This window comes from Kribbella sp., from assembly GCF_035687465.1.
Lineage (GTDB): Bacteria > Actinomycetota > Actinomycetes > Propionibacteriales > Kribbellaceae > Kribbella.
The window spans coordinates 1-25,653 of the sequence record NZ_DASRXP010000292.1; the positions used below are offsets into that span (position 1 = coordinate 1).

Sequence of the window (25,653 nt, forward strand, 5' to 3'; positions counted from 1 at the left end):
GATCACCGCCGAACCGGGGTGCTTGGCCAGCTCCCGTACCGCGACGGCGCCGGTGATCGCACTCGGCGAGATCGCGTCGCCCTTCTCGTCCACCACGAAGCACCGGTCCGCGTCGCCGTCGAAGGCGAGCCCCAGATCGGCACCGACCTCGCGGACCTTGGCCTGCAGATCGACCATGTTCTTCGGGTCGAGCGGGTTCGCCTCGTGGGTCGGGAAGCTGCCGTCGAGCTCGAAGTACAGCGGGATGATCTCGACCGGCCCGGTGGCGAACACCGCGGGCACGGTGTGGCCGCCCATCCCGTTGCCGGCGTCGACGACGACCTTGAGCGGGCGGATCTTGCTCAGGCTGACCAGGTCGTTCAGGTGGTCGGCGTACGCGGTGAGGAGGTTCTTGCGGACCACCTTGCCGGGTACCGGGACGCTCATTGGGGTCTCGGTCAGCGACTTGGCGACCAGGTCCGCGATATCGCGCAGGCCGGACTCCGAGCCGACCGGCGAGGCCCCGGCGCGGCACATCTTGATGCCGTTGTACTGCGCCGGGTTGTGGCTCGCGGTGAACATCGCGCCGGGCAACTGCAGCCGCCCGGAGGCGAAGTACAGCTGGTCCGTCGAGGCGAGGCCGATGTCGATCACGTCGGCGCCGGTGCTGGTCACTCCCTCGGCGAATGCGGCCGCCAGCGCGGGGCTGGACGGCCGCATGTCGTAGCCGATCACCACGGCACCGGCGGACGCGAGCACGTCCAGCACCTCGACGAAGGCAGCACCCGTCGCCCGGGCCACCGACTCGTCCAGCTGGTCCGGAACGACCCCTCGTACGTCGTACGCCTTGAAGATCGCAGCAACGTCAACCATGCGTGGACCCTATCCGGCCCGGGCCCACGACTGTATTTCAGGCCGTTTCGAACCACCCGGGTGTCGCGCGGTGATGGACGTCCGGCAGTTGGCGCTGGGTCGCCGGAGCGGCCCACCGTACTGCGTTCGCCAGGACCTGCTGGATCTCCGGCTGGTGGTAGGTCGGGTACTCCTGGTCCCCCGGACGGAAGTAGAACACCCGGCCCTGGCCCCGGCGGTAGCAGCAGCCGGACCGGAACACCTCACCACCGCTGAACGAGCTGACGAACACCAGTTCGTCGGGCTGCGGGATGTCGAACAGTTCGCCGTACATCTCCTCCCGCTCGATCACCAGCGGATGTGGGACGCCCGCGGCGATCGGGTGGCCGGCTGCCACGGTCCAGAGGAGCTCCCGGTCGTTCTCCGAGCGCCAGTCGAGCGAGCACGTCGTACCCATCAGGCGCTTGAAGATCTTCGAGAAGTGCGCCGAGTGCAGCGCGATCAGGCCCATGCCGGAGAGCACGGCCTCCTGGACCCGGTCGACCACGGCGTCCTCCACCTCGCCGTGTGCGCGGTGCCCCCACCAGGTGAGCACGTCGGTTTCGGCGAGTACTTCTTCGGTCAGGCCGTTCTCGGGTTGCTGGAGCCACGCAGTACGGACGACGACGTCGGCGCCGAGCTTCGCCCGCAAGGCGGCGGCGATGGTCTCGTGCATGGTGTCGGGGTAGACCTTCTGGACCGCGGGGTCGTCCTGCTCGTGGGTGTTCTCGCCCCAGACGGTGACTCGAATCGCGTCAGTCATGCAGCACTACCTCTCGTCCCGCCGTCGCCGAGGCGTAGCAGGCGTCGATGACCTGGGTACGGAGGAGTGCCTCCGACCCGTTGTGGGCGGTCCAGTCGCCGTTCAGCACGATGGCGACGAACTCGCTGACCACCCCGCGGTGGCCGAGCCCGGCACCGGTCGCGGGCTTCACCTCGGCCGGCACGCCGGCGACGTCCGTGAAGATCTTCAGGGTGTCGGTCGGGCTGTAGTTCTGTACGTCGATCTTGGCGCCACCCTCGGTGCCGAACAGCTCGATGCCGAAGTTGTCGCCCGGCGCCCGGTACGAGGCCCAGCTGGTCTCCAGCTGCAGCGCGCCGCCGCCCTCGAGTCGCAGGTACGCCGTCGCCAGGTCCTCCACCTCGAAGGCAGAACCCAGGGTGTTCACGACATGGGCGCCACTGCCACGGCCGCGCGGACCGAGCTCCGCGAACGTGCTCGCGCTGACCGTCGTCACCTTCGGCTCGCCGAGCAGGTGGAGTGCCATATCGAGGATGTGGACGCCGAGATCGATCAGTGGACCGCCGCCCGACAGCTCACGGTTGGTGAACCAGCCGCCCATGCCCGGGATGCCGTTGCGGCGCATCCAGTGCGCCTTCGCGTAGTAGACCCGGCCCAGCATGCCCTCGTCGATCTGGTGCTTCAGGACGGTGACATCGCCGCGCTCGCGGTGGTTGAACACCACCTTGAGCACGCGACCGGCCTTGTTCGCCGCTTCGACCATCGCGGTGCCCTCGGCCACGGTCCTGGCCAGGGGCTTCTCGCACAACACGTGCAACCCCTGCGCGAGCGCCTTCAACGCGATCGGCGCGTGCAGCTGAGTCGGGGTCGCGATACTGACGGCGTCCAGGCCGTCGACCTTGAGCAGGTCCTCCCAGTTCTCGAAGAGCTCCGGCACCTGGAACTTCGCGCCGAGACTCTTCAGCGTGTCCGTCTCGAGCCCCGCCAATGCCACCACTTGGACATCGGGCAGCTCGGAGAAGGCCTCCAACGCGGTACGCCCGGCATAGCCGAGGCCCACCACTCCGACTTTGAGAATTTGATCGTTCACAGCTCAGGAGTCTTGTCCGGACCTGACAACGTGGTCAACCTCATCCCACGCTACGAAACACAAACCAACAAGATCGGTCAGGCTTGTTCGGTGTTCCCTGAGGCGGTGGTGTCGGGGTCCTGCAGCATCCGGAGGTGACCGCGCCGGGCCACTTCGACGGGCGCACCAGGCGCCGGTCTGCCGCCGCCAGTCGGGGGCAGCGGGCGCGCCGCCTCCCGTACTGCGTTCGCCAGCGCCTCGAGGTCGTCGTTGGACGGTCCGGCCGCGGCGGGATCCGGAGCCAGCCGGATCACCTCCCAGCCGTTCGGGGCGGTCAGCCGATCTGCGTGGTCCGCACACAGGTCGTAGCAGTGCGGCTCCGCGTACGTCGCCAGCGGACCCAGCACGCAGGTCGAATCGGCATAGACGTAGGTGAGCGTCGAGACGGCCGGCCGATGGCAGGCGGCACGCGAACAGATCCTGGCGATGCTCACGTCCAGACGCTACCCCCACTAGGCTGATCGCGTGACCGAGGCTCGCCGTCATCGACGGCACATCGACCGCCATGGGCGTGGCATGCTGGGCCCGATCAGCCGGCCCAGCAGCTTCGCACCGCGCGGACTACCCCTGCAGCGGTCCGCCGCGTCCCAGTTCGACGAGGTGGTCGCGATCGAGGTGACCCGGCTGGAGAAGCGGCTGCCGCAGGTCGTAGCCCGGGTCGAGTTCGCGATCGAGGACGTGCCGAACCTGGACAGCAACGCGGGCGAGATCCCGCTCACGCACTCCACCGGCGGGACCTCGCACGAGCCGTACCGGATCGTCGTGTTCCGCCGGCCGATCGAGCTGCGCGCCGAGCGGTCCGGCACCAGCCTGACCTGGCTGGTCCGGTCCGCGCTGGTGCTCGAACTGGCCGACGTCCTCGCGTTGTCGCCCGAGCAGATCGACCCGGACTTCGACGCCGAAGAAGACTGAGGCCTACTTACTCAGCGCGGCACCGACATCGGGCTGGGCGCCCTGCTGGGCTCGGAAGACGAGCGAGGTGGTCAGCGGCCAGACGGCGACCTGGGGGACGGAGTCCTCCTTCGGCTTGGCCGCGGGCATCAGCGTGACGCCGGCCACGATCGCGCCGCGAAGCTGCTCGACCATCAGGTACGTCGGTTTGGCCTGGGCCTTGAAAGTGATCAGCACGGTCGCTCCACCGACCACATCCAGCGACCTCGTCTGGATCACCTTGTTCGCGGCGTCCCGGAGCTCGAACTTCACCCCGGCGGTCTGGTCCGGCGCGGTCACCTGCAGCACCGCCGGCTGCTCGTGCGCCGGCAGCACCAGATAGGCCGGCCCGGTCAGCGGCTCGGTCGAACCGATGGAGGCGAACTCCTTCACGGTCGAGTCCGTCATCCGCACCGACGCCGTCACCGGCTGGTCCGAGCTGACAGTGACCGCGGACGCGTCGCCGCCCAGCGCCTTGTCCAGCCGGATCACCTTCACCGAGCCCGCGGGAATCTGCAGGGTCGAGATCCCGGCAGGTTTGAAGGGACCGTTCGGGCCGTGCACCGTGACGGTCGCGGTGGCCTGCAGGTCGCTCGGGTTCACCACTGTCAGGATCCGGACGCCTCCACCCGGGGCGATGGCGGGCACGACCACCTTCTCCGACGGCGGGGCCGAGAGGTTCAGCCAGTCCACCCCGGTCGGCGTCGTACCGCTCGTCGCGTTGTCCCGTACTGCGGGCGCCACGCGGCCACCGGTGGACTGCACGTGGAGAGCCAGATCCCGCGCGCCTGGCGCCACCTGGCCGAGGAAGATCTCGGTGGTCCCCCGGGCCGGTACTACGACACCGCGGGCATTCGGCGCGTCCAGCACCCCGTTCGAGGTGTACAGCGTGACGTTGACCTCGGCGTTGATGGTGTCCAGGTTCGTCAGCACCAGCACGTCCCGCCGGCCGGCCGCGGTGGATGCCCCGACGAACCAGAAGTCGGATCCGGGCACCTGGCAGGGCACGCTGGCCATGCCTCGGTTGACGCCCTCGGTCGCGGTCGAAGTACTGGTGGCCGCGGTCCCGGCAGCCAGTGGGCCGGTCCCCTGGACAGCCAGCGGCGCCAGCTTGGTGGCCGCCGGGCTCGAAGCGATGCGGCCGCGCACCAGCACCGAGCCAACCGGGTCCGAGGTGGCCGGCAGCGGGGCGATCGACAGCGGCGCCTCCTTGCCCTCGGCTATCGGAGTGCCGTCGGGCAGCTCGGGCGAGACCGCGTTCACGACGTTCTGCACCTTGCCACCGGCGCCGGGCACCGGACAGGACAACGCGGTCCGGTTCACCACCGTGCGGGTCGGCGCGACGATGTCCTCGGCGCCGGTCGCCGGTTCCTTGGTCTGGGTGACGACTCCTAGCCCACCGGCCAAGGCCAGCGCGAGGACGCACCCGCCCAGCCGGACGCGGAAGTCGGACAGCAGCCCGATCACGATTCCCTCCTGGCATGCGTCCCGTGCGGAGTCGCGACGGTACGCCGCGCGGTCGGCAGGCAGGAGATCAGCGCGATGATCCAGGCGATGATGCCGAGTAGCCGCCACAAGCTGCGTACGTCGTCCTGCAGCGGCGGCTGGCCATCCACCCGGGTCCGGTCGACCAGCCAGGAGGCGTCGCCCGCGTCTGCGCTAGCCCTGGTCAGACCTGGCAGTGAGTCGAGGGTGGACATCAGGCTCGGATCGACCGGTGCCGGCAGGTAGACGTAGTCGACAGCGAGCGCGGCCAACTGACGCCCCTCCTCGCCCGTACCGCCGCCACCGAGTGCGGACAGCACGTCGGTGATCGGCTTGGTCTGCTCCGGCTTGGGAGCAGCCTCCAGCGCACCCATCCGCGGACCACCGTTCCGCACCAGCGAGAACCGGGTCGGACCGTTCGGGTCCTTGCGCACCACGAGCACCGACGCATTCTGCGGCGGGCCCTGGGACGACACCAGGTACGCCGGGAGGTCCTGCGCGGGTCCCCGGCGCAACGGCCCGTCGTCACCACGCACCAACCAGAATCCGGCTGTCACGAGCGTGACCACGAGCACCAGCCCGAGCACACCGTGCACGATCAGATCCGACGACTTCCCGACCGAGTCCCAGGCGACGGTCACCGCGATGATCCAGCCGGCCGTCATCAGGAACATCAGCGGACCGCTGCCACCACCGAGCCGGCTGGCGACCAGCGTGCCTGCCAGACCTGCGAGTGCGGCGAACCACCCGAGCAATTCGTAGTGCTGCCGCGTCTGCCGAGTCAGGGCCAGCAGAGCGACCAGAATCAGCGGTACTGCGAACCACCACGGCGCCGGCGCACCTTCCGGAGTACCGGTCAGCAGTCGGGCGATGCTGTCGCCGGGCCCGACACCGGCAGTCGGCGGACCGCCTGCCTCCTGGCCGAGCTTCGACGGGTGCAACACCAACTCGATCGTCCAGGGCAGCACCAGCACCATGCCCAGGACGACAGAGAACACCAACTGCCGTCCCTGCCGCCGCCAGCCGAGGCGGAACAGAGCCCCCAGCACCAGAGTGACGCCGACCAGCAGACCCAGCGCCGGGGCGAACGCGAACAGCACGGCCTGACAGATGCCGGCAAACCAAGCGGCCCGCCAGCTTCCCTGGATGACCACCCGCCGACGCCGCGCGACGGTATGCACAGCGGCACCGAGCAACGGCAACACGATCGCCGCCACGCACGTCCCGAGCCGGCCCTGCGAGATCGCCCCGTTCGTGAAAACCGCCAACCCGTACGCCGCGGCGCCCCACGCCCGGGCGACCCGGTCGACGACGAAAGCACGCAACAACGCCCACGCGGCCAAGGCAGCAAGGGGAATCGCGCCGAGCAGCAGGAAGTTGGTCGCGCCGGAAGGCCCGAAGGTCACTGTCGCCAACGCCCAGAACTGCCCGAGCCAGGCCGGCGGAGTCACCCCTTCGGGTGCGGCTGCTGCCGCGTGCCAGAGCGCACCGAGACTGTCGTGGGGCGGGAGCATCAAGTTCGACCGGAGTACGCCGCCGCCGATCAGGCTGCGGGCGGCCACCAACGCCCCGATGGCGAGGAAGACCCACGTCACCAGGAACGGCCGGCGGATCAGCTGACGACGCCACCGTGGCTGGTCGACGGCGACCCGGGCCGTGCTCTTCGCCCGGCGGGCCGTGGTGACGACCTGCTCCTCGGGCTCGTCGGCCCAGGCCTCGCGGAGGCGCTCGGAGATCGTGCCGCCGGTCTCCTCCAGGTTGTGCCTCAGCGCGTGGATCGAGCGGGAGAACAGTCCCTTGATGTCGTCGTACGGGACCTTGTCGAGGTGGCGCCGGTCCTTGCGGGCCTGGGTCCAGCCGCCCGCCAGCACCGTGCCGAGCAGCGCGGTCCACTCGTCGACCGCGCCGGAGGGCGTCTTGCCGAGCAGGAACCACGCCGACCGAACGATGGTCCCGATCAGGAAGCGCAGGATCAGCAGCGGCAACAGCTTGCCCGGCGCGTTCGCCAGAACGGTGTAGTAGGCGTGGGCCCGGTCGAGTTGGTAGGCGTGACGCCGCGTGCCCGCGAGGGCCCGCTCACCGGTGGCGGCTGCCTGGGCGTGATAGACGACCGCGTCGGGCGCGACGCCGACCCGGAAGCCCGCGCGGCTGGCGCGCCAGCCGAAGTCGAGGTCGTCGCGGAACATCGGCAGCCGCGGGTCGAACCCGCGCAGCTTCTCCCAGACGTCGCGCCGGACCAGCATGCCGGCCGAGTTGACCGCGAGCACGTTGCGGACCTGGTCGTGCTGGCCCTGGTCGAGCTCGCCGTTCTCGATGCCGGTGTCGCGGCGACCGCCGAGCGAGGTGGTGACGCCGACCTCGAGCAGTTCGCGATCGCGCGGCCAGAGCCGGAGCTTGGGGCCCCAGATGCCGGTCTCGGGCGAGAGGGTGGCCTGCAGCAGCAGTTGTTCGAGCGCCTTCGGAGCCGGGGCGCAGTCGTCGTGCAGGAGCCACAGCCACTCGACCACCGGCATGTGGCCGTCGTCGCCGTACGGGCCGACGGCCGAGGGGATGGGCGCGAAGCCGACCGCCTCCAGGCCGCGGGCGACCGCAGTACCGAATCCTGATCGGGCCGACAGGCCCACCACGGGCTCGACTCCGGGCATCTCGGCCAGCAACTGGGCGGTGTCGTCGGTGGAGCCGGTGTCGACGGCGATCAGCCGCTCGGGGCGCCGTTCGAGCGCCCACAGCGCCTCGGTCAGCCGGGGCAGCCAGGCGGCCCCTTCGTGCCCGACCACGACCGCGGTGACGACGTGCCGGATCGGCGCGCGACCCATCGGGTCGTGGGTGAGGTCGGTCGGGAAATCGACGGAGTCGAAGAATTCCCAGCCGGCCGGAGCTTCGGATTCCATGCGGAGCTGTGACACCTCAGGGGAACGGATCGGTCTTGCCTCGACCCGCTCGGGCCGGGGCGAGGACTCACCTTACGCGACCCCGAGCACTGCCCGCTCACAGCCGCGGGCCCCGGTGGACGAAGTCCGGCCGGGGCCTCACGCGGCTGCGTTTGTGAAGTTCTGTGGTTGTGGAGTTTTGGTCTGTGGTGTCAGACGGCTTTCTTCTTCAGCTTGCGGCGCTCCCGCTCCGACAGCCCGCCCCAGATCCCGAAGCGTTCGTCGTTCTGCAGTGCGTACTCGAGGCACTCACCCCGGACGTCACAACCGAGGCAGACCTTCTTCGCCTCGCGGGTGGAACCACCCTTCTCCGGGAAGAAAGCCTCTGGATCGGTCTGGGCGCACAGCGCCCGTTCCTGCCAGTTCGGCTCTTCCTCGATCGCCTCACCGTCGACAATCGCCATCAGCGTCTCTGTCACGGTACGACCTCCTCGACCCTGTTCGTTCCCCTGTACGTGTGGGTTTGCGGTCCCACACGCCTGACCTCGTCCGTCCTGCGCTCTGCAACGGTCCCCGATACCGAGTGTCCAACGAACGACACGGTTGAAATTACATTCCTGCAATCCACGAAAGTCAAGCCGTGGTCTGCTATTGGCATCATCCGCAACACGGCTGCAAAAGAACGAGAGGCCTGTGGACACAGGCCTCTCGGACTCATTTCAGTGCCGCGTCAGGAACCTCCGACACGGCGCACTTAGCTCTCCCTGGGTCAGGAAGGCTGGGACCACCAGCCCTGCTGGCCCGCCTGGCCCTGCTGCTGCGGGGGCTCCTCGTCCTTCTCGGTCTCCGAAACCCGCGGTTCTACGCGGGTTTCGTCCGCTGCCTCGGGCTCGGCCGCGGGCTCTGCGGCCGGCGTTTCGGCGGGCTGCCAGGTCTGCGGCTCGGCAGCGGGCGTCTCCCCTGCCTGCCAGGTCTGCGGCTCAGCGGCAGGTGTCTCCCCTGCCTGCCAGGTCTGCTCGCCCTGCTGCCAGCCCGGCTCGTTCCAGCCCTGTTCGCCCTGCTGGGCCTGGGGTTGCGGGGTCTCTGCCGGGGCCTGCCACTCTGGCTGGCCCGGCTGCTGGGCGTACTGGTCCTGGCCTGCCCACTGCGGGCTGGCGTCGGCGCCGCCCCACTGCTGCTGCTCCTGCGGCCACTGCTGGCCCTGCTCCTGGCCGGCCCACTGCGGCTGGCCGGCCTCGGCGCTCCACTGCTGCGTCGGCTCGGCGGTCTGGCCTTCCGCGGACCACGCCGGCTCGGCGGCGGCCTGCGGGTCGGCGGGCTGCTGCTCGCCTTCAGTGGCTGACCAGGTCTGCTGCTCACCCTGGTTCCAGCCCTGCTCTTGCGGCCACTGGTTCTCGCCCTGTTGGGCAGCCGCATAACCACCGGCCGCACCTGCACCGGCCCCGGCAACCGCACCGGCGCCGTAAGCGCCGTACTGGCCCTGGCCGGCGTCCTGACCGTACTGACCGCCTTGTGCGCCCTGGGCGCCGTACTGGCCGTACTGACCCGGCTGGCCCTGCTGTGCGCCGTACTGCCCGCCCTGCGGACCGTACTGCGCGCCGTACTGACCGCCCTGCTGCCCGGCGAACTGGCCGTGCGGACTCGCCTTCGGCGCGCGGACCGGGGCCGGCAGCGCCTGGAAGGTCGTGAGCACGTACAGACCGGCAGCGCCGTACAGGGCGAGACCGCCCAGCGCGTAGATGAAGCCGACGACCTTGAGTCCGGCCGTACCGGTCTCGGCGAAGCCGGCGAACGCCGTGATCAGGCCGAGCAGCGCGATCACGCCGGTCAGCACCAGCGCCACGAGCGCGACGGTCCGCGCGTTCGGCGTCCGCTCACCGACCTCGGCCACCAGCCAGACCGAGCCTGCCAGCGCGGCGAGCAGCACCAGTGCGGTGAGTCCAGGCGGGGTGAGCGTGCCTTGCACGCCGCCGGCGGCAGCGGTGAAACCTGCGCCGCCGACAAACAGCCGGATCAGCGAGGCCAGCGCCACGAGGCCGGCAAAGGCGAGCAGGATGTACGCGACCGGCTCTCTGAGCTTGTTGGTTGCGTCGGTGACCACGAGGGCTCCTCGGGATGTTGGGGGCCGTTCAACTGACAGCTGACATATATCGGACCCACGGCAGCATAGTCGTGCGGTGGTTCGTTGCTTTGACGACTCGTGCAGACTCTTCCCATGCGATTGACAGTGCTTGCCGGTGGCATCGGTGGATCCACCTTCCTCCGCGGCCTGCTGACGGCCCGCCCGGACGCCGAGATCACCGTGATCGGGAACACCGCGGACGACATCACGCTGTTCGGTCTGCGGGTCTGTCCCGACCTCGACACGGTGATGTACACGCTCGGCGGCGGGATCTCGGCCGAGCGCGGCTGGGGCCGTGAGGACGAGACCTGGGTGATCAAGGAGGAGCTGGCGGCGTACGGGATGGAGCCGACCTGGTTCGGCCTCGGCGACCGGGACGTGGCGACCCACCTGGTCCGCACCCAGATGCTCGACGCCGGCTACGGCCTGGCCGCGGTGACCGAGGCGCTCTGTATCCGTTGGAACCTGCCCGTCCGGCTGCTGCCGATGAGCGACGACCGGGTGGAGACCCACGTGGTCATCGACGACCCGGACTCCCCGGGCAGCCGCAAGGCGATCCATTTCCAGGAGTACTGGGTCCGGTTGCACGCCGAGGTGACGGCTCACCAGATCCGCGCGATCGGGCAGGACAAGGCGAAACCCGCGCCCGGCGTACTGGATGCCATCGCGGACTGCGACGTCCTGCTGCTGCCGCCGTCGAACCCGGTGGTGTCGATCGGGACCATCCTCGGCGTGCCGGGGATCCGCGACGCCGTCCGGGAGACGAGCGCGCCGGTGATCGGGGTGTCGCCGATCATCGGCGACGGCCCGGTGCGCGGGATGGCGGACAAGGTGCTGGCCGCGATCGGGGTGGAATCCACCGCTTCCGCCGTCGCGAGGCACTACGGAGCGCGCGCCGCGGGCGGAGTACTGGACGGCTGGCTGATCGACACCACTGACGCTGCGCAGCTGCAGTCGATCGCCGAGGCGGGAATTCACGCCCAGGCCGTGCCACTGTGGATGACAGACGAAACGCTCACCGCCGCGATCGCCAACGCGGCCCTGAACCTGGCGGAGGCAGTCCGGCGATGAGGAAGCAGCTCGAGATCTTCCCGGTCACCGGCCTGCCCGAGGTGGCTGGCGGCGACGACCTGGCGGGGCTGATCGGGGACACGGCCGACCTGCGCGACGGCGACGTGATCGCGGTCACGTCGAAGATCGTCAGCAAGGCCGAGGGCCGGCTGACCACGGGCACCCGGGACGAGGCGATCGATGCCGAGCTGGTCCGGGTCGTGGCGCAGCGCGGCGACACCAGAATCGTGCAGACACGGCACGGCCTGGTGATGGCGGCCGCGGGCACGGACACCTCGAACACGAGCCCCGGCACCGTCCTCCTGCTGCCGGTGGACCCGGATGCGTCCGCGCGGGCGCTGCGGTCGGCCTTGAAGGACCGGTACGACGTCAACGTGGGCGTCGTGGTCACGGACACCCTCGGGCGTCCCTGGCGGAACGGCCAGACCGATCTGGCTATCGGCGCGGCCGGCATCCGGGTGATCGAAGACCTCCGCGGGACCACGGACAGCCACGGCAACGTGCTCGCGGTCACCGAGCCTGCCGTGGCGGACGAGATCGCCTCGGCGGGTGAACTCGTGAAGGGCAAGGCGGACGGCGTACCGGTCGCTCTGCTGCGGGGGCTGGCGGATGTGGTCCTTCCTGTCGGCGAGGATGGTGACGGGGCCCGGGCGCTCGTACGGGATGCCGAGCTGGACCTTTTCAGCCTGGGCACGCGGGAGGCGGCGCGGGCCGCAGTACTGGATCGGCGTCGGCCCAGCGGTCCTCGCGAGGTGGATCCGGCGCTGTGGGCCGGTCTGCTGGCGGACGACGAGGACGTGCACATCGAGTTGCTGGACGGCTCGCTCGCGGTCTTCGGGGACGAGCCCGTCGCGGTCGGCGTGATCGCCGAGCGACTCGCCGTACTGCTGCACGCGGAGGGCTACGGGGTGACCGTCAGGACGGGTCCGGGCAGTGAGGCTACGGTCACGTTCGGCTCACGGTCCCGGTAGCTTTCTAGGCAACTTCTCAGGGTCCCTGCTTACACTTCATCCGCACGGCGGCGTCGTCCGCCCCTGATCAGGGAAGACCATCACTGTGGGTAAGTCGTCTCAGAAGCAGTCACGCCGCGAGCTGATCGAGAAGATGCAGCGGGAGCAGGAGCGCAAGGACAAGCGCCGCACCCTGTACATCGTCGCCGCCTCGATCCTGGTCGGCCTGGCCATCATCGCCTACCCGGCGATCCGCCTGATCCAGGACTCCCGCACCCGCAACACCGCGATCACGGACCTCGGTGTGGCCGCCTCGGCCGCCTCCTGCGACAAGCCCACCGACGACGCGGCCAGCGGCACCCAGGATCACCAGCCGGACGGCACGGACATCAAGTACGCCGTGTCTCCCCCGTCCTCGGGCTCGCACTACGCGACCTGGGCGCCGTTCGACCGGAAGTTCTACACCGCCGACGACCGGCCGCCGGTGCCGAACCTGGTGCACAACCTGGAGCACGGCTACACGATCCTCTGGTACAACGAGGCGACGGCCGGCAACGCGGAACAGACCGCCCTGATCGAGAAGATCTCCAAGTCCAAGCTCCCGGACACCTCGATGAACAAGTTCATCGCCGCCCCCTTCAAGGCCTCCGAGGGCGCCGCCTGGCCGGCCGGCAAGAACATCGCCTTCTCCCACTGGGGTGGTCCCGCCGCCGACGGCACCACCTCCTTCGGCCACCGCCAGTTCTGCGGCTCGGTCAGCGGCGAAGCCCTCCAGCAGTTCATGGAGAAATACCCCGCCCTCGATGCCCAGGAACCCAACGGCGGCTGACCCCAGCACAGACAGCAGCGCCCCGGACCGTTGGTCCGGGGCGCTTTGTTGTCCGGGATCAGGTGTAGCGCTCGGAGTGGTCGGACTGGACCTGGGCCACCAGGTCCTTGACCCGTTCGCCGTCTGCCAGTGGGCAGACCATGGTGACGTCCTTGGTGTGCACGATGATGTGGCCGCGCAGGCCGACAGCGGCGATCAGGTGGTCGGGGTCGTCGGTGACGATCACATTGTCGTGCGAGTCGAGCAGACAGCTGAGGGCCAGGCCGTCATGCCGGTTGCCCCTGGCATCGACCTCGTAGGTGCCGGCGAGCGCCGCCCACGAGCCGACGTCGAGCCAGTGCACCGGCATCGGGATGACGACCACGTCGGCGTCGACCTTGCCCTGCGACGCCGGTTCCATCACCGCGAAGTCCACGCTGATCTTGCGTAGCGTCGGGTAGATCTCGGCGAGCGTTGAGCCGCGCTCCGCGGTGTCCCATACCGACGCGACCTGACGGAGCTGGGCGGCTGATTCCGGCAGCAGCGCGTCCAGCACGCTCAGTACGGTCTCGGCCCGCCAGACGAACATGCCCGAGTTCCACCAGAACCGGCCGGTGGCGAGGTACTCCTCCGCCGTCGCCCGGTCCGGCTTCTCCCGGAACCGGTCCACGGCGTACGCGGTGGTGCCGTCGATGGCCTCGCCACGTTCCACGTAACCGAGTCCGGTGTGCGGGTGGGTCGGCTCGATCCCGAAAGTCACCAGCGAGCGGGGCCGCTGCTCGACCAGTTCGAAGCCGCTCTCGATCGCCGCCCGGAACTCCGCCTCGGGCGTGATCAGGTGGTCCGAGCCGACGATCGCCACCACGGCGTCCGGATCGTTACGGGCAACGACCGCGGAGGCCAGGCCGACCGCATTCGCCGTATCCCGGCCGACGGGCTCACCGATGATGTTCTGCTCACCCAGCTCCGGCAGTTCCTCACGGACCAGATCCGTGTGAGCGGCCACCGTGCACACGTAGATGTTGGCCGGGTCGACCAGACCTTGCAGCCGGTTGTAGGCCACCCGGAGCAGCGAGTTGCCCGCCGCGAGCGGCAGCACCTGCTTGGGCTTGTCGGCCCGGGACAACGGCCACAGCCGCGTCCCCGAACCGCCGGCCAGGATCACCACGTTTCGCATGGGGAGGAACCCTACCCGGCGGGAGTGATGGGGGGTGGCAGGCGGAGGTGGGCCAGGTCTGGGGGGATGGGGGTGTTGGGGTAGAAGAGGGGTTCGGATTCGCCGTCGGCGGCGGTGGCGGGGGCGTCGGTGAGGCGGAAGCGGTCGCGGAGGCGGCCGTAGAAGTCGGTAGGGCGGAGGCGGACCAGGCGCAGCCGGCGGGGTGAGCCGTAGACGCCGATCCAGTCGCCGGGGTCGAGGACGCCGCGGAGCTGGCCGTCGATGCTGACGGCTGCCTGGCCGGAGTGGCCCAGGACGCGGAGGGCCACGGGTTCGTCCGGTGCGGCGACCACGGTGCGGTTGAAGGTCATGTGGGGTGCCACCGGGGTGAAGACGATCGCCTCGGCGTTCGGGGACAGGATCGGACCGCCCGCGGCGAAGCTGTACGCCGTACTGCCGGTCGGGGTGGCCACGATGACGGCGTCGGCCGAGTACGACGCGAGCAGGCGGCCGGACAGGTAGACCCCGATCGCCACCTGGTGATCGCGGGCCAGCTTCTCCAGCACCACGTCGTTCAGGGCTGTGACGTCCAGGGCGATTCCCCAGCCGTTGCCCTCGGTGGATTCCGGCCGGATCGCGGGCGGCGGCAGCGCCGGGCCGTGCCCGAGCCGCAGCACGGACTCGATGCCGGCCGGGATCTCCAGCGGCCGGGAGGCGCGCATGGTGAGCGTCATCCGCTCCTCGATGGTGGCGCCGCCGTGATGGACCGCCTCCAGCGCCTCCTCGACCTCGCTGCAGGCCACCTCGGTCAGGAAGCCGACCTTGCCGAGGTCCACCCCCAGTACGGCCGCGTCGTTCTTCGCCGCGATCCGGGCGCCGCGCAGGAAGGTACCGTCGCCGCCGAGCGTGACGATCAGGTCCGGGCTGCCCGCGTGCTGCATCTCCTCCATCCCGCCCCGCCGGCGGCCCTGGTGCTCCGTCCACACGTCGATGTCGGTACAGCCGATGTCGTGCCGGTTGCACCACTCATGAACGGTCCCGGCCGCCTCGACGGCGAGCGGGCGGGCCTGGTGTACGACCAGGCCGATACGGCTGATGGGCACGGTGGGCCTCCCGACTGTCTGCAACCACGGTAGGACCTGTGGACGGCAGCCTCAGCCGCCGGAGGTGGTTTCGCGGGCGGCGGTGATGATGGGGTCAGTCTCGTCGTCGAATTCGCCGATGACCTCCTCGAGCAGGTCTTCCAGTGCGACGACGCCGACCGGACGGCTGTCTTGCTCGACGACTGCCAGCTGGGAGCGGTCCTCGCGCATCAAGCGGATCGCCGTGGCGACGGCTGTTACCGCGGGCAACCGCAGCGGTTCCGTCATCAGGTCCGTGGCGCGCGGGGTCTCTCCACCACCGGTGGTCGCCCGGACGGCGTCGCTGACGTGCACGATCCCGCAGACGGCACCATCCGAACTCACCACCGCCAGCCGCGACCTGCCCTCCCGGCGGCTGGTCAGCTCGACCTCGCGAGCGGTGGCCTGGGCCGGAACGGTCGAGAGCTGTGAGCTGGGCGTCATCACCTGGGCGACGGTGGTGTTCTGCAGTGCGAGCAACGCCGTGAGCAGGTCGTGCTCCGGCGCCGCGAGGGTGCCGTGCTCGCCTGACGAATCGATCAGCAGCCGGAGGTCGTCCGGGCCGTGCGCGCTGGCCAGTTCGTTCTGCGGCGTCACCGCGATGAGCCGGAGGCAGGCGCCGGCCAGACCGTTGAGGACGACGAGCAGGGGCCGGACGACGAAGGTGAAGGCGCGGAACGGCATCGCCAGCAGCAACGCCGTACGCTCCGGATCGCTGATCGCCCACGACTTGGGCGCCATCTCGCCGAGCACCACATGCAGCAGACCGATGCCACCGACCGCGATGATCAGGGCGATCACGTGGCCGACCTGATCGGGCAGCCCGACCAGCTCGAACAAGGGCTCCAGCAGGTGCGCGACCGCCGGCTCGGACAACGACCCCAGGCCGAGCGTGCACAACGTGATGCCCAACTGGGCGCCGGCGAGCATCAACGACAGCTCGCTGACCCCGGCGATCGCCGACCGCGCCGACCGGCTGCCCTCAGCCGCGGCCTGCTCGAGGCGGTGCCGCTTGGACGCGACCAGCGCGAACTCGGCCGCGACGAAGAACCCGTTGAGGACAAGCAGCACCAACGAGACCAGTAACGCGACTGTCGTGTTCATCGCAGCCGCTCCAGTACTACGAGCCCGGGCACGCGTCGCTGCAAGGTCTCGACCCTGAGTCGCGCGTACTCCGGTGGCACCCGCCGGCCGTCGTGCTCGAAGCGCGGCGGCAGTTCGACGACCACCTCGTCCCCGATCACCGGGATCCGCCCGAGCCGTGCCATCACCAGTCCGGAAACCGTCTCGTAATCGTCGTTCTCCGGCAGGCTGACCCCGGTCGCCTCCACCACCTGGTCGAGCCGCCAGCGCGCGGGCAGGATCCACGACCCGTCCGGCTTCTTGATCAGCTCGGCCTCGGGCAGGTCGTCCTCGTCCCGGATCTCCCCGACCAGTTCCTCGGCGATGTCCTCCAGGTGCACGACCCCGGCGAATCCCCCGAACTCGTCGACGACGATCGCCAGTTGGCGGTGCGCGGTCCGGAGCTGTTCCAGTACTGCGGGCAACAGGAGCGTGAACGGGACCACCACGGGCGGCGCGGCGCGTGGCCCGACCGTGGTGTGCTGCCGAGCTTCGGGTTCGACCGCGACCACCTCGGCGACCGAGATCACCCCGACCACCTCGTCGACCGAGGCACCGACGACCGGGAACCGGCTGTGCCCGCTGTCGAGCAGCTCGACCACCCGGGTCAGCGGGTCGTCCTCGTGCACGGTGACCACGTCCACCCGCGGCACCATCACCTCGCCGGCGGTCCGGTCGCGGAAGTCGAGGCCGCGATCGAGCAGACGCATGGTGTCCTGGTCCAGCAGGCCCTGCTCGTACGACGTGGCGATGATCCTGTCCAGCTCCTGCGCTGTGGCGCCCTGGGGCAACTCCTCGACCGGCTCGATGCCGATCCGGCGCAGGATCCGGTTGGAGGCGGCATCGAAGAGGTGGATCAGCGGGCCCGCGATGGTCAGGTACATCAGGGTGGACCGGGACAGTCGCAGCGCGAGCGCCTCGGCCCTGGCGATCGCGAGGTTCTTCGGCGCCAGCTCGCCCAGCACCATCTGGATGATCGTTGCCAGCAGCAACGCCAGGATCACCGAAACGGTCAAGCTGGCGCCGGCCGGCAATCCGACGCTGCCCAGCACGTCCTCCAGCCCCGCGCCCAGATAGGGCTGTGCGACGTAGCCGGCCAGCAGCGCGGTCAGCGTGATGCCGACCTGGGCTCCCGATAGTACGAAGGACAGCCGCGAGGTCACCTTCAGAGCGCGGGCGGCAGCACTGTCACCCGCATCGGCCAGCCCTTGCAGCCGATTCCGGTCCACCGCCACGTAGGAGAACTCCTGCGCGACGAAGTAGCCGGTGGCAACAGTCAGGGCCAGGATCAGCCCAAGGCCGATCACGATCAACATGAATCGACTTTACGAGAACTCCCCCGGCCCCGGGCTGCGGGGCTGTGATGTCGCCGGGTCAGGTGCGCGGTTCTTCGCCGGGCTGCGGGGGCGGGGCGGCTGTGGCCGGCTGGGCCGGCCCCGCGGCGGAGTTCGCGGTGGGTTTCGCGGGGGTCTCGTCGTCCTGGCCGTTGGAGATCTTCTTGAACTCGACCAGGGCCTTGGCGGTGTTGCGGGTCAGCTCCGGAAGCTTCTTCGCGCCGAAGAGGAGGACCACAATCACCAGCAGGACGATCCACTCGCCACCCTCCGGCAGCGCAAGCATCGACACCATGAGTTTCCTTCTTTCTGGAGTCCCCAACCAACTTACGCCCGGGTCGCAAACGTAGGGTTCCGGGTATGTCGGGCACCCTTCCGGATCTGTTCAGGGCCGCGGTCACCCGTGACGGCGCCAGGCCATTCCTCACCTACTACGACGACGTCTCCGGCGAGCGGATCGAGCTGAGCGCGGTGACTACCGCGAACTGGGTCGCCAAGACCGCGAACCTGCTCGTCGACGAGTACGACCTGGAGGCCGGCGAGACGGTCGCCATCGGCTTGCCGCCGCACTGGCTGGGCGTGGTCTGGGCGCTGTCGACCTGGTCCGCGGGAGCCGCCGTCACCACCGGTGAGGGCGCGCTGGCGATCACCGGCCCCGACTTCGCGATCCGCGGTGCCCGGGAGACGATCGCCTCCGCGCTGCTCCCCCTGGGCGGCCGGTTCCGCGAGCCGTTGCCCGCGGGGGTCCACGATTACGGTGCCGAGGTCTACAACCACCCCGATCTGTTCGTCCCCTTCGATCCCCCCGCGCCCGCGTCACCGGCGTACGACGGAAGGTCCCATGCGGACCTGATCAGTACTGCGCAGCCGATCGCAGACCGTCTTCTCACCACGACCGATCTGGTGGGTCCGGCAGGGATCGAGACGCTGGTCGGGGTGATCTCCGGAGGTGGTTCGATCGTGCTGTGCCGCAATCTGGACCCGGCCAAGCTGGAGCGGCGGATCACCGACGAGAAGGTCGACCGAGTGGTGGAGGGGAGCTGACATGCGGCGTTTCGAGGGCCGGGTGGCATTGATCACGGCAGGGGCACAGGGCATCGGGTCGGCGGTGGCGCGGCGGATCGCGGCTGAGGGTGGTTCGGTGATCGTCACCGACCTGCAGGAGGACAAGATCGCCGCCGTCGCCGACGAGCTCGGCAAGCAGGCTCTCGCCGTGCGGGTGGACGTCACCTCGCGGGAGGACATCGACGCGGCGGTCGCGGCCGGGGTGGAGAGGTTCGGCCGGCTGGACGTGCTGGTCAACAACGCGGGCGGCTGCATCGTCACCTCGCCGCCGGAGGAGACGACCGTCGAGGAATGGCATCGGCAACTCGACCTGACCCTGGTCGGCGCCGCCCAGTGCATCCAGGCCGCGCTCCCCCACCTGGTCCAGACGCGCGGCAACGTCGTCACGATCAGCTCGGTGAACGGGGTCGCGGCCTTCGGCAATGTCGAGTACTCCGCGGCGAAGGCCGGCCAGATCGTGATGACACAGAACTTCGCCGCCCGCTACGGATCCAGCGGCGTCCGCTTCAACGTCGTCGCGCCCGGCACGATCCGGACGCCGAACTGGGACGCCCAGCCGGGCGCACTGGACCGGCTCGCCAAGATTTACCCGCTCGGCCGGATCGGCGAGCCGGAGGACATCGCGGCAGCGGTCGCCTTCCTCGGCTCCGACGACGCGGCCTGGATCACCGGCCACACCCTCCCGGTGGAAGGTGGCGTCCTCACCGGCCCGGTCCTGATGGACCGGACACCGCGGTGACCACAATGTGGACGGCTGGCGGGGTGCTGCGATGAGAATCGCGTTCGCCGCGGACGTCCAGGCGTTCCTCGCCGTGCCCGGACCGGACCCGGACGAGCTCACCAACATCCGCGACATCGAACCCTGATACATCCGATCTTCTGCGCAACGAACTGTGTACATTCCGCCATCTCACCTCTAGGGTTTCGGCAATTCATCGGATCTCTGGGGGCTTAGGATGCGTCTCGTGACCACCGGCTTCGCTCTCCTCGCCGCGGTGACCGTCGCGGCAGGGCTGACCACCCCAGCGGGCTCTTCGGCCGCTCCCCCGCCCTCCTCAGCTGGAAGCCCAGGGGACCTCTCACTCTGGTACACCGAGCCTGCCTCCGACTGGGAGTCGGAGGCGCTGCCGATCGGCAACGGCGCGACCGGCGCGATGATCTTCGGCGATCCCGGCACCGAGCATCTGCAGCTGAACGAGAAGACGCTGTGGACCGGCGGCCCCGGCTCGACGCAGGGCTACGACTTCGGCAACTGGCGGACACCCCGCCCCACGGCGCTGGCGGACATCCGCAGCCAGATCGACCAGAACCTGGTCGTTTCCGCCGAAGACGCGACCAGTGCCCTCGCCCAGAACGTGATCGGCTTCGGCGGCTACCAGCCCCTGCTCGATCTCAAGCTGGCGATGACGCCCGCTCCCTCGGACGTCACCGGCTACCGCCGCCACCTCGACATCGAGAACGCCCTGGCAGGTGTCCAGTACGACGCCGGCGGCACGCGCTACACGCGCGAGTACTTCGCCAGCGAGCCGGGCAACGTCACCGTCGCCCGGCTCAGCGCCAGCGCCAAAGGCAAGATCGGCTTCACCGCCAGCCTCACCGGCGAGGCGAACCGCACCCGCACGGTGACGGCCCTCCACGGCAAGATCACCGTCAGCGGCGCCCTGCTCGACAACGGCATGCTCTATGAGTCGCAGTTGCAGGTGCTAAACACAGGCGGCACCCGCACCGACAACCCCGACGGCACCGTGACCGTGTCCGGCGCCGACTCGGTCGTGCTGGTCGTCAGCTCCGGGACGAACTACTCGGACGTCTACCCGACGTACCGGGGCAAGGATCCTCACGCAGGCATCACCAGCCGGGTGGACGCAGCCAGCCGACTCTCGTACGGCGTACTCAAGGCCCGTCATCTCGCGGACTACCGGAAGCTCTTCGACCGGGTCGACCTGCGACTGGGCGAGGTGATGCCGAACATCCCGACCGACCAGCTTCTCAAGCAGTACCAGGAAGGAACGGCTGGTCCAGAAGCCAGGAAGGCCCTTGAGCGGTTGTACTTCCAGTACGGGCGCTATCTCTTGGTGGCCTCGTCCAGGGACAACTCGGTGCTGCCGGCCAACCTGCAAGGTGTCTGGAACAACATGACCTCGGCACCGTGGGGCGCCGACTACCACGTGAACATCAATCTCCAGATGAACTACTGGCTGGCCGAGACCACCAACCTCTCCGAGACCACCGCGCCGCTGTTCGACTTCGTGGACGCCCTGGAGGCGCCCGGGCGCGTGACGGCGAAGGAGATGTTCGGGAGCGACGGCTGGGTGGTGCACAGCCAGACGAACCCGTTCGGCTTCACCGGCGTGATCGACTATCCGTGGGCCTTCTGGATGCCGGACGCGGGCGGCTGGCTCGCCCAGCACTACTGGGAGCACTACCAGTTCACTCAGGACAAGAAGTTCCTGAAGGAGCGGGCCTATCCGGTGATGAAGGAGCTTGCGGAGTTCTGGATCGACGAGCTGCAGGTCGACCCGCGCGACGGCAAGCTGGTCGTCTCGCCGAGCTTCTCCCCCGAGCACGGCGACTACTCGGCCGGCGCCGCGATGCCGCAGCAGATCGTCTGGGATCTCTTCACCAACCTGTCCGAGGCTGCTCCGCTGGTAGGTGAATCGAAGGCCTTCCGCAGCCAGCTCGCCTCGATCCTGCAGCGCCTCGATCCCGGTACGAGGGTCGGGTCCTGGGGCCAGCTGCAGGAATGGAAGGAAGACTGGGACGACCCGAACGACCAGCACCGGCACGTCTCGCAACTGTTCGGCCTGCACCCGGGACGCCAGATCATCCCGGCGGAGAACCCCGAGCTCGCAGCTGCGGCGGTGAAGACGCTGGAGGGTCGCGGCGACGGTGGCACCGGCTGGAGCAAGGCCTGGAAGATCAACTTCTGGGCGCGACTGCTGGATGGGAACCACTCGCACAAGATGCTGTCGGAACTCCTCAAAACAAGCACGCTGAAGAACCTCTGGGACACGCATCCGCCGTTCCAGATCGATGGCAACTTCGGCGCCACGGCCGGCGTCGCGGAGATGCTGCTGCAGAGCCAGAGCGGCTCGATCGACGTACTGCCCGCCCTGCCTGACGCCTGGGCCGACAAGGGCTCGTACGACGGACTTCGGGCGCGCGGAGCGTTCACCGTCGGGGCGACCTGGCAGGACGGTGCCGCCACGGAGATCCGGCTGCACTCCGACAAAGGCGGAGCTGTTGCCTTGCGCAACCAGATCTTCGCTGGGCCGTACTCGGTGACGGACGACCGTGGCCGCAAGGTCGACGTACGCCGGACGGGGACCGACACTGTCTCGTTCGCCACGTCGGCTGGTCGTGACTACGTCGTCCGCGCCCAGGCCAAGATCGACCTGACCGCCCCGGCGGCGGTGGGACTGCAGCCGGTTGAGGTCAAGGCCTCAGTCGTCGCCCTTTCTGGCAACCTGCCGGCCGGCGAGCTGAGCCTCGCCGTACCGGAAGGCTGGAAGGTCAGCCCCGCCTCGGTGAAGACCCCGACCGTCAAGCCGGGCCGTCCGTTCCCGGTGACCTTCACTGTCACCCCGACGATGGCGTCGGGCGAAGGCGACTTCACCCTGACCGCCAAGCTGGTCGCGAGAGACTGGCAGTTGTCGGCACGAGCCGGAGCCGGGCTGTGGCGGGTGAACCTTGCCCGCGGCAAGCCCGCCACGCAGAGCACCACCGCGAATGACGCGCCAGCTTCGCGAGCGGTGGACGGGAACACCAGCGGTAGCTGGGGCGACAACTCGGTCACCCACACGAACGAGCCGTCCAACGAGGCTTGGTGGCAAGTCGATCTCGGCAAGGCCGAAGCGTTGTCGCAGGTCTCGCTGTGGAACCGGACCGACTGCTGCTCCGACCGGCTGGCCAACTACTGGATCATCACGTCGGAGAACCCGATCACGGCCGACTCGTTGCTAGAGGCACGCACCGCGCCAGCCGTCACCGCGATCCGGCAGGCGGCGACGGCCGGCAGTCCGACCACGGTCGACCTGAACACCACGGCCAGATACGTCCGGATCCAGTTGGAGTCCACGTCGAACCCGCTTTCCCTGGCGGAGGTGAAGCTCTACCCCGCGGGCGGCTGACCGGGGAGGCTGTTCGGTCAGCGGCGGACGCGGCCGGTTTCGTAAGCCCACATGACGATCTCGACCCGGTTGCGGGCCCCGAGCTTGGCCATCACGCTGGCCAGGTGGGTCTTCACCGTGCTGAGGCTGATGTGAAGCTCGTCGGCGATCTCGGAGTTGGTCCGGCCGCGGGCGACCGTGATCAGGACCTCCTCCTCACGACCGGTCAGCGGTTCGACCGGCTGGGCCGGCGAGCGGCCGAACCGTGCGTCGGAGAAGGCCGAGAGCAGGCGGGCCGTGATGTTCGGGGCGATCAGCGCGTCGCCGTTGGCGGCGGCATGGATCGCCTGGACCAGGAGTTCGGGTCCGGCGTCCTTGAGCAGGAACCCCCGCGCGCCGGCCTTGAGGGCGCCGTGGACGTACTCGTCGAGATCGAAGGTGGTGATCACCACGATCGCGATCGGGTCGTCCACGTCGGGCCCGGCCAGCAGGCGGGTCGCCTCGATCCCGTCCAGGCCGGGCATCCGGATGTCGAACAGGCACACATCGGGGCGGAGCCGACGGGCCAGGCTCACCGCCTCGAGGCCGTCGACCGCCTGACCGACCACCTCGATGCCGGGCTGCGCGTCGAGGATCATCGTCAGCCCGGTGCGGATGAGTTCCTGGTCATCGGCGACGAGCACCCGGACGCTCATCTGGCGGTGCCGGCCTTCGGCAGCACCGCTTCGACGGTCCAGCCCTTGTCCGGGCCGGGACCTGCGTCGAACGAGCCGCCGAGGAGCGTCGCGCGCTCCGTCATGCCGACCAGCCCATAGCCCAGCGGGTTCCACCCGGTCGAGGCGGCATCACCGTCGTCGCGAACGGTCAGGCGGATCGAGTCGCCGTCGCCGACGACGCGGACGTCGATGCGGGTGACATGGCGCGCGTGCCGGACGGCGTTCGTGATCGACTCCTGCGCGATGCGATAGATCGCCGCACCGACCGCCGGCCCGAGGTCGGCGAGGTCACCGGACAGCTCCAGCTCGACCCTGGGCCGGTCCCCGATGCTGCGGGCGAGCCGCTCGAGGTCGGCCACGCCCTGCTGCGGGGCCAGGGCGGCCGCTTCATCCTCGCGAAGGTTGCCGACCATCACGCGCATCTCTGCGAGCGTGCGGGAGGCCTCCGCCTCGATCACGGCGAGGGCGTCCATCGCGGCCTCGGGGCGGGACGCGGCGACGATGCGGCCGGCCTGGGCGCGGATGGCGATGGCCGAGACGTGGTGAGCGACCGTGTCGTGCAGTTCGCGGGCCAACTGCTCACGTTCCCGCAGCCGCACCTTGTCGTACTCGCGGAGCCGGGAGGTCGACCAGTAGCGGATCGCAGCCCCGAGCGGTGCCGGAAACAGCAGGAACACGGCCCCGGCGACAGCTTCGCCAAACCCGTTGTACTCGGCGGCCAGACCCACCACCAGGGCGGTCAAAATGATCGTCAGACCGATCCCGATCTCGCGACCGGATCCCCAGCGAAGGAGCGAATAGGGCAGCACCACCACGGCGATCATCGTGTACAAGCCGACCGACGGGACGCCGCCGATCAGGCCCGCGATGCTGCTCACGATCGCGGCACCGAAGGCGACGGCCACTGCCACGAGCGGATGGGTGCGCCGCCACAACAGGGCGAGGACGAGCACCACTGCGAGCAGGATCGCGACCGGCCTCCAGACGACGTCGGTCCGCAGGATGCCTTCGAGGATCGCGGTCGGGAGCAGCAGAGCGACGAGCACCCAGTCACGCCATACCCGCCGGGGTGCCTGGGGCGCACGCGGTTCGGCCCAGAGGGTGCGGACCGCGGTACTCAACATGGCCTCAGCGTAGACAGCCGGAGCGCTGCGTGGATCAGCCCAAAGTACGGGACACCGGTCAGCCGGACGGCCCAGCGAACTGCGGCCCTTCGTCCGAGGTGCCGGCCGCTGCGTCTCGCCACGCTGAGACCACGTCGGTCGCGTACCGATATCCGCTGGGTCACTGAAGGAGATCGCTCATGATGTCGCACGCCTTGTATCGGTTGGGCCGGTTCGCCGCGCGCCGGCCATGGACCGTGATCGGGACCTGGCTGGTGGTGGCCGTGCTCGTGGTCGCGGCATCCAGCGCCTTCGGTCAGAAGCTCGAAAACACCTTCGGAGCGCCAGGACTCGACTCCCAACAGGCGACCGATCTCCTGTCGGCCGCCGGCGCGGACCAGGCCGGACTGACCGCCCAGGTGGTCATGACACCGCTCGACGACCAGGCGACGTTCTTCACCTCAGCTGATGCACGGGCCGCGTTGACGCAGGTCCAGGAGTCGGCCGGCAAGCTGCCGCACCTACTCGGGACCAACGATCCGGCGAGCGCGCTGGCGGCGGCGCCTGGGGCGATGTCGCCCGACGGTCGTGTCGCCCTTCTCCGGCTGCAGTATCCGGTCCTCGAAGAGCTGACCACCGGCGACCTCGAGGCGCTCAAGGAGCTCGCTGCCCAGGCAGCGGAAGGTTCACCGCTACGGATCGAGCTGAGCGGCGACTTGTTCTACGCGCTCGAGGCGGCTGAGACGGGCATCGGTGAGGCGCTCGGCCTGGCCGCCGCCATCATCATCCTGCTGGTGGCGTTCGGCTCACTCATCGCGATGGGTCTTCCGATCGGGTTGGCCCTGTTCGGCCTCGCTCTCGGCATCAGCTCGATGTCCTTGGTCAGCTATCTGATCGACATTCCCAGTTGGGCGCCGGTGATCGGCAGCATGGTCGGCCTCGGGGTCGGC

23 protein-coding genes are annotated in these 25,653 nt (G+C 69.4%); 8 read left to right on the forward strand and 15 right to left on the reverse strand.

Going from position 1 to position 25,653, the window contains the following annotated elements:
- From VFG33_RS14720 to VFG33_RS14735, 4 genes are all read right to left on the reverse strand, one after another.
- Nucleotides 1–852: phosphohexomutase domain-containing protein (locus tag VFG33_RS14720; RefSeq protein WP_524538132.1), on the reverse strand; the 852-nt coding region annotated here is incomplete at its 3' end.
- 37 nt (nucleotides 853–889) lie between these two features.
- On the reverse strand, nucleotides 890–1,633 hold the full coding sequence (locus tag VFG33_RS14725; protein ID WP_325026633.1) for a ThuA domain-containing protein: 744 nt from the start codon (nucleotides 1,631–1,633) through the stop codon (nucleotides 890–892).
- Entirely contained in the window at nucleotides 1,626–2,702 is a 1,077-nt protein-coding gene (locus tag VFG33_RS14730; RefSeq protein ID WP_325026635.1) for a Gfo/Idh/MocA family protein, read from the reverse strand. Before VFG33_RS14730 ends, VFG33_RS14725 begins: the two co-directional genes overlap by 8 nt.
- A 77-nt stretch (nucleotides 2,703–2,779) precedes the next feature.
- A complete protein-coding gene (locus VFG33_RS14735; protein WP_325026637.1) occupies nucleotides 2,780–3,175 on the reverse strand; it encodes a DUF3499 domain-containing protein in 396 nt (131 codons plus the stop codon).
- 31 nt (nucleotides 3,176–3,206) lie between these two features.
- Here VFG33_RS14735 and VFG33_RS14740 point away from each other — a divergent pair, with 31 nt between their 5' ends.
- Nucleotides 3,207–3,653, forward strand: coding sequence for a metallopeptidase family protein (locus VFG33_RS14740; protein ID WP_325026639.1), 447 nt, complete (start codon nucleotides 3,207–3,209; stop codon nucleotides 3,651–3,653).
- Between the two features lie 3 nt (nucleotides 3,654–3,656).
- Here VFG33_RS14740 and VFG33_RS14745 read toward each other — a convergent pair whose 3' ends face one another.
- From VFG33_RS14745 to VFG33_RS14760, 4 genes are all read right to left on the reverse strand, one after another.
- Entirely contained in the window at nucleotides 3,657–5,138 is a 1,482-nt protein-coding gene (locus VFG33_RS14745) for a DUF5719 family protein (RefSeq protein ID WP_325026641.1), read from the reverse strand.
- Nucleotides 5,135–8,047: a glycosyltransferase gene (locus tag VFG33_RS14750; RefSeq protein WP_325026644.1), complete on the reverse strand. Its 2,913-nt coding sequence runs from the start codon at nucleotides 8,045–8,047 to the stop codon at nucleotides 5,135–5,137. Before VFG33_RS14750 ends, VFG33_RS14745 begins: the two co-directional genes overlap by 4 nt.
- Nucleotides 8,048–8,238: 191 nt before the next feature.
- The gene (locus tag VFG33_RS14755) at nucleotides 8,239–8,490 is read right to left on the reverse strand and encodes a WhiB family transcriptional regulator (RefSeq protein WP_020389877.1); all 252 of its coding nucleotides are present in this window, start codon (nucleotides 8,488–8,490) and stop codon (nucleotides 8,239–8,241) included.
- Between the two features lie 305 nt (nucleotides 8,491–8,795).
- Nucleotides 8,796–10,127: a hypothetical protein gene (locus VFG33_RS14760; RefSeq protein WP_325026649.1), complete on the reverse strand. Its 1,332-nt coding sequence runs from the start codon at nucleotides 10,125–10,127 to the stop codon at nucleotides 8,796–8,798.
- Nucleotides 10,128–10,241: 114 nt separating this feature from the next.
- On the opposite strand from VFG33_RS14760, the gene cofD reads away from it, so the two are divergent.
- The 3 genes from cofD (at nucleotide 10,242) to VFG33_RS14775 (ending at nucleotide 12,998) form a co-directional block, all read left to right on the forward strand.
- Nucleotides 10,242–11,219, forward strand: coding sequence for a 2-phospho-L-lactate transferase (gene cofD / locus VFG33_RS14765; RefSeq protein ID WP_325026651.1), 978 nt, complete (start codon nucleotides 10,242–10,244; stop codon nucleotides 11,217–11,219).
- Nucleotides 11,216–12,190 carry a coenzyme F420-0:L-glutamate ligase gene (locus VFG33_RS14770; RefSeq protein WP_325026653.1) on the forward strand — a complete coding sequence of 325 codons (975 nt, stop codon included), beginning with the start codon at nucleotides 11,216–11,218 and terminating at the stop codon, nucleotides 12,188–12,190. The genes cofD and VFG33_RS14770 overlap by 4 nt, the downstream gene beginning before the upstream one ends.
- An 85-nt stretch (nucleotides 12,191–12,275) precedes the next feature.
- Nucleotides 12,276–12,998, forward strand: coding sequence for a DUF3105 domain-containing protein (locus tag VFG33_RS14775; RefSeq protein ID WP_325026655.1), 723 nt, complete (start codon nucleotides 12,276–12,278; stop codon nucleotides 12,996–12,998).
- Nucleotides 12,999–13,056: 58 nt separating this feature from the next.
- Here VFG33_RS14775 and VFG33_RS14780 read toward each other — a convergent pair whose 3' ends face one another.
- Genes VFG33_RS14780 through tatA form a run of 5 tightly spaced genes read right to left on the reverse strand, consistent with a single transcriptional unit; the run spans nucleotide 13,057 to nucleotide 18,005 of the window.
- A complete protein-coding gene (locus VFG33_RS14780; protein ID WP_325026658.1) occupies nucleotides 13,057–14,154 on the reverse strand; it encodes a mannose-1-phosphate guanylyltransferase in 1,098 nt (365 codons plus the stop codon).
- An 11-nt stretch (nucleotides 14,155–14,165) separates the two neighbouring features.
- Entirely contained in the window at nucleotides 14,166–15,236 is a 1,071-nt protein-coding gene (locus VFG33_RS14785) for an NAD(+)/NADH kinase (RefSeq protein ID WP_325026660.1), read from the reverse strand.
- A gap of 51 nt (nucleotides 15,237–15,287) precedes the next feature.
- Nucleotides 15,288–16,358, reverse strand: a complete 1,071-nt coding sequence (locus tag VFG33_RS14790; RefSeq protein ID WP_325026661.1) for a hemolysin family protein — start codon at nucleotides 16,356–16,358, stop codon at nucleotides 15,288–15,290.
- Nucleotides 16,355–17,692, reverse strand: a complete 1,338-nt coding sequence (locus VFG33_RS14795) for a hemolysin family protein (protein ID WP_325026662.1) — start codon at nucleotides 17,690–17,692, stop codon at nucleotides 16,355–16,357. The genes VFG33_RS14790 and VFG33_RS14795 overlap by 4 nt, the downstream gene beginning before the upstream one ends.
- Before the next feature lie 58 nt (nucleotides 17,693–17,750).
- A complete protein-coding gene (gene tatA, locus VFG33_RS14800; RefSeq protein ID WP_414672955.1) occupies nucleotides 17,751–18,005 on the reverse strand; it encodes a twin-arginine translocase TatA/TatE family subunit in 255 nt (84 codons plus the stop codon).
- Nucleotides 18,006–18,070: 65 nt separating this feature from the next.
- On the opposite strand from tatA, the gene VFG33_RS14805 reads away from it, so the two are divergent.
- The 3 genes from VFG33_RS14805 to VFG33_RS14815 all read left to right on the forward strand — a co-directional run bounded on the left by VFG33_RS14805 (nucleotide 18,071) and on the right by VFG33_RS14815 (nucleotide 22,905).
- Nucleotides 18,071–18,754: a TIGR03089 family protein gene (locus VFG33_RS14805; protein ID WP_325026664.1), complete on the forward strand. Its 684-nt coding sequence runs from the start codon at nucleotides 18,071–18,073 to the stop codon at nucleotides 18,752–18,754.
- Nucleotide 18,755: 1 nt separating this feature from the next.
- Nucleotides 18,756–19,514 (forward strand): SDR family NAD(P)-dependent oxidoreductase, encoded by a 759-nt coding sequence (locus tag VFG33_RS14810; RefSeq protein WP_325026665.1) that lies wholly within the window; start codon nucleotides 18,756–18,758, stop codon nucleotides 19,512–19,514.
- A gap of 226 nt (nucleotides 19,515–19,740) precedes the next feature.
- On the forward strand, nucleotides 19,741–22,905 hold the full coding sequence (locus VFG33_RS14815; RefSeq protein ID WP_325026667.1) for a glycosyl hydrolase family 95 catalytic domain-containing protein: 3,165 nt from the start codon (nucleotides 19,741–19,743) through the stop codon (nucleotides 22,903–22,905).
- Nucleotides 22,906–22,922: 17 nt separating this feature from the next.
- On the opposite strand, the gene VFG33_RS14820 is transcribed toward VFG33_RS14815, so the two are convergent.
- Nucleotides 22,923–23,579 carry a response regulator gene (locus VFG33_RS14820; RefSeq protein ID WP_325026669.1) on the reverse strand — a complete coding sequence of 219 codons (657 nt, stop codon included), beginning with the start codon at nucleotides 23,577–23,579 and terminating at the stop codon, nucleotides 22,923–22,925.
- Entirely contained in the window at nucleotides 23,576–24,724 is a 1,149-nt protein-coding gene (locus VFG33_RS14825) for a sensor histidine kinase (protein ID WP_325026671.1), read from the reverse strand. Before VFG33_RS14825 ends, VFG33_RS14820 begins: the two co-directional genes overlap by 4 nt.
- Before the next feature lie 179 nt (nucleotides 24,725–24,903).
- On the opposite strand from VFG33_RS14825, the gene VFG33_RS14830 reads away from it, so the two are divergent.
- Nucleotides 24,904–25,653, forward strand: a 750-nt coding sequence (locus tag VFG33_RS14830; RefSeq protein WP_325026673.1) for an MMPL family transporter, incomplete at its 3' end; no start/stop codon positions are given.